This is a genomic window from uncultured Bacteroides sp. (assembly GCF_910578895.1).
Taxonomy (GTDB): Bacteria; Bacteroidota; Bacteroidia; order Bacteroidales; family Bacteroidaceae; genus Bacteroides.
Window position 1 is genome coordinate 261 of sequence record NZ_CAJTSC010000002.1, and the last position, 12535, is coordinate 12795.

At 40.7% G+C, this 12535-nt stretch carries 5 protein-coding genes; all 5 read right to left on the reverse strand.

The genetic code is table 11. From position 1 onward, the window contains the following. Positions 1 to 1138 precede the first annotated feature (1138 nt). From QZ327_RS00840 to QZ327_RS00860, 5 genes are read right to left on the reverse strand one after another with little or no spacing between them, the layout of a single operon-like run. A complete protein-coding gene (locus tag QZ327_RS00840) occupies positions 1139 to 3604 on the reverse strand; it encodes a family 20 glycosylhydrolase (RefSeq protein ID WP_294616322.1) in 2466 nt (821 codons plus the stop codon). A 10-nt stretch (positions 3605 to 3614) separates the two neighbouring features. Further along, positions 3615 to 6956 carry a glycoside hydrolase family 88 protein gene (locus QZ327_RS00845; RefSeq protein ID WP_294616324.1) on the reverse strand — a complete coding sequence of 1114 codons (3342 nt, stop codon included), beginning with the start codon at positions 6954 to 6956 and terminating at the stop codon, positions 3615 to 3617. Between the two features lie 12 nt (positions 6957 to 6968). Beyond that, on the reverse strand, positions 6969 to 9113 hold the full coding sequence (locus QZ327_RS00850) for a glycoside hydrolase family 97 protein (protein WP_294616326.1): 2145 nt from the start codon (positions 9111 to 9113) through the stop codon (positions 6969 to 6971). Positions 9114 to 9165: 52 nt separating this feature from the next. Beyond that, complete coding sequence (locus QZ327_RS00855) at positions 9166 to 11079, reverse strand: hypothetical protein (RefSeq protein WP_294616328.1); 1914 nt, start codon at positions 11077 to 11079, stop codon at positions 9166 to 9168. Positions 11080 to 11089: 10 nt separating this feature from the next. Then, on the reverse strand, positions 11090 to 12535 hold the full coding sequence (locus QZ327_RS00860; RefSeq protein WP_294616489.1) for an MFS transporter: 1446 nt from the start codon (positions 12533 to 12535) through the stop codon (positions 11090 to 11092).

Below are 12535 nucleotides of genomic sequence, written 5' to 3' on the forward strand. Positions count from 1 at the left end.
CTTTCCCGTCATCTCTCTTGCGAAAGGGAGAACAGAAAGGGAAGGAAAAACATCCCGACCAAACCCTCAGGAAAACCATTTCAACCGACGCCGCTTCATTTCTGAAAGCGGGTGCAAAGGTAAGGATTTTCCAGTATAACTTCCAAATTTTTCAGGAAGTTTTTTTTTCGACTTTTTTCTTTTCAGGAAGAGAACCGCGGCAGGCGGGAAATCCGGAAAGCAAAAAAAGGAAAAGGGCTATCGCTCCGTGTAAGCCAGCATGTCAAAAAACTAAGCCTTCGTTCCCGAAAGCGGATGCAAAAGTAAGGCATACAGGAGGAACTGGCAAATATAAGGACAGGTTTTTTGCAACTTTTTTTATATACAATATGTAAAATGCTGATTTATAAATGTGTTGCAGAACATGTTTCTTCAAGGCAACAAGGAGGGGAGGAAAAGGGGACACATTAATAATATATGCGGGCGCGCGAGAAAGGGACCGGAAGGAAACAGGCCCGAAATCAGAAAAGAGCCTCTAAAGCGGGGGGCAAAGCCCCAAAAAGGCAGAGGATGACCAGGGAAGGAGTGATCAACGGTTATCAGGGAAAAGGAAATATGCATCCGCGGTTTATGCAAACAGACACCGCTCACCAAAAAAAGCGCAAACAGACAGGCGAGAGCAGACAAACGGAAACGGACCGATGAAGAACAAACGGATAAGAGCAGACCGGCTAGAAATCTCTGCAAAATATTTATTGTCAGAGACATACGAGTGCCACCCATTCCCTACACGGTGGAACTTTATTCCCAGTTAACTGGAAACGCGTTCCCATCGAATTGGGAATACGTTCCCACCGTACTGGGAACACGTTCCCAATTAAGTGGGAACATCAGAAGAAAAAGAAGTTGTCAGTCACGGGACTTTTATTTACGGGATTTATCAGCAGTCAGAGGAAGAAGGGCGGCAATTCCTCTGACTGCTGTAAATGAAAGAGCCGTGTGCAGGACACAGTTTATTTACACTACCTTTTTCGGAATTTATTCCAAAGTACTTCACAAAATCACCTCGCCCGACATCCATGTAGATATTACAATCGAATCGCCATTCTAAGTCCCTACCTCCCCCTATGTACAATGGGCAACAGTAAATACTATCCTTTCAATCTATTTGATATTTATTCTTTCTACTACTAACCTTGACATTTGCTATACGGAAAGAAAAATCCCAATTATTAGTCGCTCTTCCCAACTTAAGCAATATTTTATTTTTTCCTGCTTTCAGGTTCAGCTTGCATTGATACTCGTCCGTAATCATAGTTTCACTACCCTGTTTTTTAAAGACAGATACTCCGTTACAGATAATTTCAAGTTTTCCGGCAAAACCAAAACTGGCGATTACCGTTTGCTCTTTCAGAGATTCTAATGTACAATAGGCATAAGATAACACTTTACCTTTTGCCTCTAAAGGCATATCCAACGAAACACGATCAGAAAGTGAAGAGGAATATTTCATCCATTTGATACTCTCCCCTTTCTCATTGAAAAATGAGAACCCGGGAAAAGGAGCAGCGGCGCTCTCGCCACCCATTCCTTTCAATAAGTCCGTATCGAATGTCACCCCATTCTCAAGATTGAAAGCCGGAGATATCAGCCAGTAGGTAAAATATGAACCTTTGAGTTCCCGGATATCCAAGCGAATATCAGCCGGAGCAATTAGAGGCAATCCTTGTTCAAAATACCCAACTGATGTGTTGAATGAAGTAATTATGTCATCGTAATCAGCTAATAACCGATTAAAAGATCCCATTTCAAAGTTATTCCAATACTCACGATTCTCTTTTTTCCAAATAGCATCATACTCCATTTGGACTTTGGCTAAATCGTTCCGGCATTCAGTTATGTTAGTTAAAGCTTTATCCAATAAAGCTTTAGCTTTCATCTTGTCCTGACATTGAAATTCAATAGCCTCAGCATATAAAGATGCAGCCTCAGCCAATTTCAGTTTGGCTTTTGCCAAATATTTATATTCGGCAGTTACCATACCAAACGCCTTGTATTCACGCACATACTTCTTAGCGGTCGGTTTACTCAAAATAGAATCAATCTCTACACAGGCTTCAAGCACATCTTCCCAATCCGCCAAGCTATATTGAATGTATTTGCCTCTTTCAGGAATCATTGTTTTCCAAAAGACAAGTTCACTCATATTATCAAGAGCTCCGATTTCGCTCATTTCAGTCAGTTTGTGAATGGCTGCGAAAAGTTCTCCCCCTTCGCTCTGATAAACGGCTTTGGAAAGACGAGCATCAAAATCACCAAGTTCCTTTTCATTGGGATTCCATGAATGTTCTGCGCCATAAGCCACTCCATACCAGTCGCGATCGAAAGTTTGTAAACTACCTTCATCCCACACTGTATTAAGTACTCCCATAGCCCCTTTTTCAATTCCTTGCTTTATAAACTTCCGGAGATTAGGAATGGCCATTTTGTAATTTGGAGAGATACGAGATGAATTCAACACTCCGGGGCACACAATAAAGTCAAATCCTTTCTCTACAAACGGATCAATCCATTTGCTATAAGAATCATAATCACTGTACTCCCAGGTCATCATCACTGTCCCCTTTGCAAGGATGTCCAAAACTTCCGGATATTGCAGTACAATATCTCCCCACATCATCATGCACTTACCATTATCTTTTAATATTGCAGACAACCGGTTCATATAGTCCGTATATACACGCCCTGCACCAAGCTCTTTCACTTTTTCGGCAGATGGACCACGTCCTATATCAAAGGTTTCATCACAATTCACATGAAAGAACTTTGACTCAAACGCAGGACTCATTTCTGTATAAATATCCCGCATGAATTCTAATGTTTCAGGTTTAGTCAAAGCATACATCGTATTACTCTCGGCAATATTCCGGAATTTAGGACTAAGCAACACCTTTTCGGCATGGCCGAGTGATTGGAAATTGGGTATTAATTCTATATAATACTCCTTTGCATACTCAGATAATTCTTTCCACTCGGCTATGGATAACGCACCACCAGGAGGTGCAAACTCAGGATGCTTCTCCGTACGCACTACATGCTCCGTATAGTAAGTCAATGTGTTTATTTTCAATTCAGCAAGTCGCCGAATCTGATATTTCATGTATTCCAGCGTCGGAACAGGACCACGGCTTATATCGTCCATCACCCCACGGAATTTCACTGCCGGTTTGTCTATGATGTGTAATCCTTGAAGCTTATTATTCTTTGCGCCACGAATCAGTTGAATTAAAGATTGCTTTCCATAGAAAAGTCCCTGTAGAGTATTTGCAGCCAACACAACCTGATTGTTATCTATATGAAGCTCGTAACCTTCATCACCCAATTCCTCCTCGAAAAAGCCCAACTTCTGAAAAAATCCATCGAGTTCACCTCCACGAATACCCATTTGAAACGACTTGATAGATACATTTCGTTCCATCAAAAGTTTCTCATAGTCAACATCTGTTTCTAAAGAGAACTTTTTATTTGTAGTTTTCACTTTATAAGGTAATGGTACAATATCCACTGCAAAAAGATTAAATGCCGCTATTACCATCAATAAGCATATACTTAATATACGTTTCATTACCAATCTGTTATTTATTAAAAAAGTAATACATTTCCGTTCCAAAGGTTAACACGGCACCCATTCCGCGCGGGTCGCTTTCAAGCGTTTTCCGACGTTTGTAATAATCGGTATCCTTACCCATATCCGTTCCTTGGCATATACCATACACTACCCCACTTTCACCAATCTGCGCCGAAACAGCCTTCCATATTTTCATTAATTGTGGAACGTATCGTTGTGAGAGCCACTTATGATTGATTGCTCTTGCCAATGCTAATCCGAACATGGCGCTTCCGGAAGTCTCCAGGTAGGAGTCCGATTCATTCAGGACTTGATGCCACAAACCACTCTCGGACTGATAATTAAGTAAAGCCACCAAACGTTTAGTAAACACCTCTTTTATCTTCTTATAGTCCTTATGGCTGACAGGCAGTTCAAGTAACGCCTCGGACATCGCCCAAACCACCCAACCGTTTGCCCTTGACCATGCAACGGGGGATAACTCCTTTGTTTGATTGTACCACCCATGCCTGCATAGGTTGGTATGTGGATCAGTTAGATAATGATTGATGTGCAATATCTGGAAAGCAGCTTCATCATATAATTTACTATCCTTATTCAATTTAGCCATACGCAACAGGAAAGGAACGGACATAAACATATCATCAGCCCAAACAGTTTGTTCAACCGGCTCGGGACGGCATAATGTACCGTCTGCAAGACGCGATTGCTTGTTTAATATATGATCAAGGACTCGATCAAGTATTTCCCGGTGCAAAATTTGCGACTCAGCATTCAAAACGATTTCAGCCAAAGGTAAAGCTGCACCTCCCGTATCATCGAGCATGGTAGCCCTGAATAAACGAAAGTATCCTCCCCGCATTATACGCGATGAAAAATATTGTTCTTTAAAAAAATGATAATGGTCGAATACATGCTTATTAAATTTATCGACAAACGCCTGATAAGTATAGGCATTCGAAGCCTTATACAAATTCAGTATTCCCAATAAGGTATTCGAATTCGCGTAATGCCAATCTACATTAAAACCTTTTTTATTATTTGTAAATGGTGAAACCTTTAAGGCTTGCTGGATGAGAGGTTGTTGCATTTGCCATGTAATCATCCGGCCGTTATATACATAATACCTACGTATCATTCGTTCGGGTCCAAACACAGAACCCATTGGGGTAGCGGAAGTAGTTTCAAAAGGTTCTGTCACCAGCCAATTATTGATGTGTGAATTCGCTATATTATTCCTTATTTCAATGGAATCATCGAACAATTGATCCAGTCTTAAAGCGCAACAGACAAATTCAAGTCCCTTACTTCCACCAGATGTCTTGACTAAAAGTTGATTCTCTCCTCTATTCAAATTGACCTTCACTTCATGGCTGAACCGAAAACGGTTATAGGTATATTCCTCAAACTGTTCTTTATCGGATTCTCCAGCATAAATCAGATTTCCGTTCAGGTAGAGTTTGATATTACCACGGAAAGAAAATCCGAGCTTTGTTTCTTTAGGTTCTTTAGTATTCAAACTTATCAATCCATAAGCAATCTGATTTGGACGATTCAATACCTGTTCGCCAATCCGCAACCGGGATACATTAGCATTGAAAGTAACCACCTTAGTTTCAAAATCAAAGAGTGTATTCTGTATCAGATAATCCGCTGCTTTCTTTGTCAGTGCCAATGCTTTTTGAGCCTCTGAAACCGGTTTTGTAGGAATAGAGGATGCCCACAAGGTAACATCTTCGCCATCCATACTTTTGGGTTTGGCAATAACCGACAAATAGATATTATTCCAAGGCAATTCTTTATCTGCCGTCAAAATAAGTAAACAACTCTCCTCCTGAAGACAGAAACGTTGAAAAGTTATATCATTCAACATGAAATTTCCGGCGTTAATGGTTTGTTCATTCAAAGGACAGGAGAACCATAATTTCAAGGTGTTATTTTCCACTTTATGTTTCACAATACGGGGCTTTTCCCGGTCGGGCATTTCTATGCCTGGATTTACATACCGAAAGACCGGTCCTTCTACTAACTTGCCGTCATCATAAGCACCGATATCCAGTTTACCTCCGGTATAGTAAATCGAAATATCATCTGGTATTATTCCGGCATCCTTACAAGGTGAACCATCTCTTAACAAAAAGTTTCCATAAGCACCATCCATAAACATCGGGTCGGCCACTATACTCGGACATTTACTTGTCCGGACTACTTTATCCGGAAAAGGAATATTGGCACAATCATTCTCAAACCGGTTGTTTTTTCCTAAATAATAGATACCAACCGTATCAGCATTTGAAAGATGGTAAGCATTGTTGAAATGGTAAATGTGGTCACTATGCCAGTATTCTTCATTTATACGCCCCAATACATCCGAGTCAACCTGCCAGCTATTATTGAATATATATAACGGTTTCGTCAAACGTCTTTCCTTCCCTACAAATTTAAAAATCGTCCAACCATCATTACAACCGGGCAATTTGACACCTGTATTTCCATAGAAATAGATCGGACCGCCGCCTACCTCAGTTATCGAAATAAAGGCATGACTGTTGATCATCGTATTATGATAGAAATGAAGGTTCTTACAATAGACTTCGGGTTCAAAGGCATTATCGGCCGAATTCTCTATTACATTTCGATAGACTTCTCCGTTTGTACAAGCCAAGGTATCACTTTCAGCATCGCCCATTATTGACAACCGTATTCCGTTATATACATTTTTAATATAGTTGTCGCGAATAACAAAGGATCCTCCGATCATTTTTGCTTGAAAGATACTGCCGTTGTAATGTTTGAACTCTCCATGATGCAACTCAGACCACGAGAACTTACCTTCCTTTGTCCAAACATGTTCACCCTGTTCCCAATAACAGTTCTCTACAAGAAAATGGTGACTTTTCCGTCCCTGAGCAAAAAGCGCGCGCCGTCCGCCTTTTATGGTACAGTTTATCAATGATATGTAACTTGATTCATGAACCCGCACAACATCTACCCAACAATTTTTAAAGGACAAGTTATCTATCGTAATCCATGAACTGTTTTCAATGAACACCCCATAATTTTTCAAGTTGCTCCCCGGTTCAGGTGCACCACCATCTATCGTAGTATTCGCTCGGTCTTCACCCCTTATCACGATAGGATTATCCTGAATACCTGCTTTGTTTATCAACTTCAGGTTTATACGATAATAGCCTTTCGTTAATAAAAGCGTATCTCCACCTTTAAGAGCGACAAGCTTATCATTGATTGCCTTGGTAGATATTTTATCGTTAACGACAACAGTCTTGCCTGATACACAAATACCTGAGAACAGAAGGACTATAGTAAAAACAAACTGTAATTTATTCATATATTATTTATTTTAAAGCCTTTTCAGACCTTTTATTTCTGTTTTATCTGAGACTTCTTTAATGCTGATAGCCACTCCGCCCCCCGGGGCTAAATATTGTTTCAGATTTGATTTATGAGTAACGAGCACTTTCCGTACTTGATAAGACATTGGGTTTGTTTTCCAATGTGCAGTCTTTGAATCTTCATAAATGGTTGCAATGTACTGTTTTCCTACTGGCAGATAATCAAAAGTGATATTCGCCATACGGGCATTCTCATCAGTAATACCACCAATAAACCATTCGTTTTTGCCTTTAGCTTTACGGGATATTGTGATATAATCACCCGGTTCTGCCTCCAAAATATAAGTATGATCCCAATCTACCGCCACATCTTTGATGAATTGGAAAACGTCAGTAAAGCGTTCATATGTTTCAGGAAGATCGGCAGCCATTTGCAACGGACTATAAATAGTTACATAATAAGCCAATTGTTTAACAAGTGTAGTACCTGCCTGTTTCGTTTTCTTCGGACTATGGTAGCTGAATATGGTTTGCAAAATGCCCGGTGTATAATCCATCGGTCCACCCATTAAACGGGTAAACGGAAGTATGGTTGTATGTTCGGGAGGCAGTCCAGCCATAGCTTCAAACTCTGTTCCACGGGCAGATTCCTGTGCCAACCAATTCGGATAAGTACGGTGTAAGCCTGTTGGACGTACCGCCTCATGCGAATTTACCATTATTTTATATTTAGCAGCTGTATTTGCTACATGTATATAGTGGTTCACCATCCATTGTCCATCATGATGTTCTCCTTTGGGTCTGATCCACCCCACATATCCCGTCTTTACGGCATTATATCCATGTTCCTTCATGAACCGGAAAGCATCGTCTAATCTACGTTCATAGTTGGCTACGGAAGCACCTGTTTCGTGATGCATCATTACTTTTACACCCTTATCGGCAGCATATTGCTGTAACTCTTTCACATTAAAGTCCGGATAAGGGGTTACGAAATCAAATAAGTCGGTTCTCACTTTTCCTCCCCAGTCTTCCCAACCGATGTTCCAACCTTCAACCAGCACCTGTTCAAACCCATGCTTCGCAGCAAAATCAATATAACGTTTCACATTTGCTGTGTTAGCGGAATGCGTAGTATTCGGTTTCACTTTCGAGTAGTCAGTAACACTTAGTTTTATATGCGTATCATCCGTATAGTTCCATGTTCCTTTGCCTACGAACATTTCCCACCAAACCCCGATATATTTTATAGGTTTGATCCAGGAAACATCTTCAAACCGACAAGGTTCATTCAAATTGAGAATGAGTTTTGAAGCTAGAATATGGCGGGCATCATCGCTTACAATAATAGTACGCCATGGTGTCTTAGCCGGAGTATAGATATCTCCTTTTCCTCCCCAAACATCGGGTACCAGATGAGAACGAAGTTTCCAATCATTTATGTCAACACTTAAATGCATAGCTGGATAATCAACCAATGCTGCTTCATGGATGTTTATATATAGTCCATCATCCGATTTCATCATAAACGGAGTCTGCACAACAGCGCCATCAATGGGTACTTGTGTTTTTATGCGCGTAATTGCCCTTTCCCTATTTACGGCTATTTCCGATATCTTGGTCGTAAGATATACATACTCATTAGTCTCATAATCACCCGGTATCCAGAATGCATTGTGATCTCCTGCCAGATTGAACTCTGTTATTTCTTCTTTTACGATGAAATCATACAGTTTTTCCTGCTTCGGAAACTCGTAACAAAACCCCAGTCCGTCATCGAACAAACGGAAACGGATATTCATAAAACGGTCAGCATTTGACAGTTTCACGAGCATCTCATTATAATGATTGCGAATTTCTTTCTCTTCTCCCCAGACAGGATTCCATACAGAATCCTCTGAATCAGTAGTTATACTGATAACAGTAAAATTCCGGGTTAAATCCAGAGCTCCCAGTTTGCTTAAAACGATCTCAAAGCCTAGCTTACTGGACTTTATCACTTCTTTATCCTTATAGTTGAGGGTGTAAACAGGTGCACCTTGCTTGTCAAGCGCAAATGCCAAAGTCATGTTTTGATCCGGTGAATTCAGGATCTGAGCGCGAACAGGCAGGCTAACCCAAAATATCCATAAAACAAAAAATATGTTACGCATATAAGATTATTTTTTAGAAACAGTTCTGATTTTATTTTCTCACAATGAAACTTTAAATTAATCTATAACTAAACCGGATGGTCTCTCTAAAACCATTCTTCTCACAAATTACGTTCAAAATAATCGGATAAGCTTTCAGAGCAGGATAACTCCATTTATATTTTTCCTCATCCGTTCCTAGTTCGAGATTCACATTATCCGATATTATTTTCATTTCGATTGTCTGATCATTCATCTTTATCCATACCGTTTTAGGGTCTATCTGCTTGAACTCCATGCCTGGATAATAAATGATTGGTTCAATAATACGTACAGAAGATTTAGTATCGTGATAAATAAGTTCAATCTCTTTGCACACGCTATTGTCGCTTATCGTATGCTCCAATCGATAGGCAATACCACCTTCCTGTTGCTTGCTGTTTTTCAGTTCACCAAAGCTTGATACGATATACGCTCCATCTTTTTCGTTGTTGGTCATGATAGCATCAAATTCATATAAATTGGTGAAATAACCTAAGCCACTGCTGAATTCAATCCTTGGAGTCAATGGTAACGGAGTCGGAATTTCCGGAAAACTCATTGGTTCCCATCTTTTATAGATAGTTTGCGATGATGCCTGAAAATATCCATGTCCATTCAACCAAAGATTGGTTATTGTACCTCCACCAGGACGATGCATATATTTTGTACGATCTCCCGCCGGATCTTTATACGTATATCCTGATATGGTAGCACACCACTGTGATGTTCTTGACACCGTCAAATTCAACGTAGGGAAATAATACATACCCTTCCTATCGAGAGGCAACTGCTGTACTTTACCCACATCAGCTTTCGCAAAAGCTATTGCCATTGCCATATTCTTGGCTTTAGTAAAAGTGGGATAAATGCAAGGCTCGTAATCATACATATCATAATATAAAGGGCCAAAACCAACGATACCGCCTTTCATGCAGGTTCTCAGGAATTGTATGTTCCGGATAGCGGCCGTACGGTACTGATCATTTTTATCCATAAACAGGCTGAAAAGCACTTGACATCCATCTGAAGTACCACTACCGAAGCAAGTCCATTTATTGGAACGGATCCCCCACGAAGCGTCCATCGATCCGTCAGGATAAATAAAGTACAGATGCCGTGCCAATGACTTTTCTACGATTTGCTTTATTACGTCATCCTTTGCCAATTGAGCAAATAATGCCAACCCCCAAAGAGACATCTCAAGGTTATAACCCAAATCTATTCCATATTTCACTCCGAACACACGCCCACCTTCGCCCGTCAGGAAATAATCCTGGTCCATCTTACCAACCACTTGGTATGCCAATTCTCGTGCTTTATACTGATAGGACCGTTTGTTGACGACTTCGTTCACAACCATAAGACTTGCCGTAGTTGTCGCGCAATAATTGATACTGGCAAATTGGGGTGACATTACTTTGACAAGGTAATCGCCTGCTTTCTCAATGGATTGCAGCCACGCTTCCTTCTCTTTCTTCGATAAATGCGGCTTCAGAAAGGGATATGCCAACGCCATCATTAACACCTGATCGGTGGTTGTACCTGTCCATTCTTCCGGTGTTTCGAGCCATGCCCCGTTATCTTCCTGCTGTCTAATAAGCCAGTTTCCAGCATTGATCGCCGCTTTCAGATAGGCTTTATTCCCGGTTTTATAATACTCGAACGCAAAAGGATAAACTGTCTCTGCCGCCCGCGTATGATACAATTTACAATACGGACAGTAAATGCCACCATAATCCGGAGAGTTTTTATCAGTATTAACATGCTTCATGACAGAAGCATTCAACTCCGAGAGCATACACATTGCATGTACACTCAAGGTATCCACTTCCTTTACCGCATGGTATATTTCCCCTACTGCACAACGCATGTTTCTACAGGAGAATGCTGCCGGTATCAGAAATATAAAATAGACAAACAATAAAATCAATCTTAACTTAAGCATTCTAACTTTTTTATAAATCTGTAATCGGTTTATATTTAGGAACCAATGTTTTCATAACCACCCAACCAAGCAAGTGCGAGAAAGCACAAACCGAAAATATAATGAAATACCCGGCTTCTTCTCCTCTGAAGCCCATGAAAACCATTTGCGTTTGGTCCGCATAATCAAATAATACGCCCGAACCTTTATTGATGATAAACGCACCAATACCACCGGCCATGCCGCCAATCCCGATAATTGTTCCAATCGCTTTTTTGGGAAACATATCACTGACGGTAGTGAATATATTTGCCGACCAAGCCTGATGACCTGCCATTGCGATACCCACACATATAATCGGTATCCAATAAGAGACGTGTCCTAACGGCTGAGCAAAAAGGGCAATCAATAAAAAGGCAGCAAAAATCAACATTGTTTTCATACGTCCATCATAAGGATTCATCTTTTTCTTGTCTACAAAATAAGATGGCAACCAGCCGCCTACAATAGATATCAGGGAAATCAGATATAACAAAAATATGGCTAATTGTCCCTTTGGATCGGAGGATTTAATACCGTATACGGCACTTAGATAAGCCGGAGTCCAAAATAAGAAGAAAAACCATACACCGTCTGTAAGAAATTTGCCTAAGACAAATGCCCAGGTTTGCTTATATTTCAGACAAGTCAAATAAGACGCTTTCTCTTCTTTCTTCCTCGTATCTTGTCCATCCTGATAAATATATTGCAATTCGCTCTCGTTCACTTTTGAATTCATATATGGCTTTTTATAAATCAGCATCCACGCCCCCATCCAAATAAAGCCAAGTGCACCAATCACCAGGAAAGCCATTTCCCATCCCCAAGCTTCTGCTATGGCAGGGATTGTTACAGGAGCTGCCAAAGCACCGACAACAGAGCCGCAATCAAAAAGGCTTGTAGCCAATGCCCTATCTTTTTTAGGAAAATACTCGGCCGTTGTTTTGATGGCTGCCGGATAGTTACCTGCCTCGCCAAATGCCAGAATCATACGGGCGATGATAAATAATGTCACACTCACGGTTACAATGAGAGCAGCATCGCCAATTACAGCAATCGCTTCCCTGGCACCGGTAAACCCAACAAGCCACTGGCCGGCAACAACACCTGAGGTGATAATACCACAAAAAGCATGCAAGCATGCCCCGATAGACCAGATACCAATGGCCCACAAGTAGCCTTTCTTCGTACCAGCCTTATCAACAAATTTTCCGGCAAACAGCATACTCACAGCATAAAATATGGAAAACAAAGCCGTTATTGTTCCATAATGGGTGTTTGTCCAATGAAACTCCGGAGCAATGAAATCTCTCCAAGTAAGTGAAAGTACCTGACGGTCCAGATAATTAATGGTGGTAGCAAAAAACAGCATAGAACATATTACCCACCGATAATTGGTTCTTTTGTTCATTGTTACGTGATTGAGTGTATTGTCCAT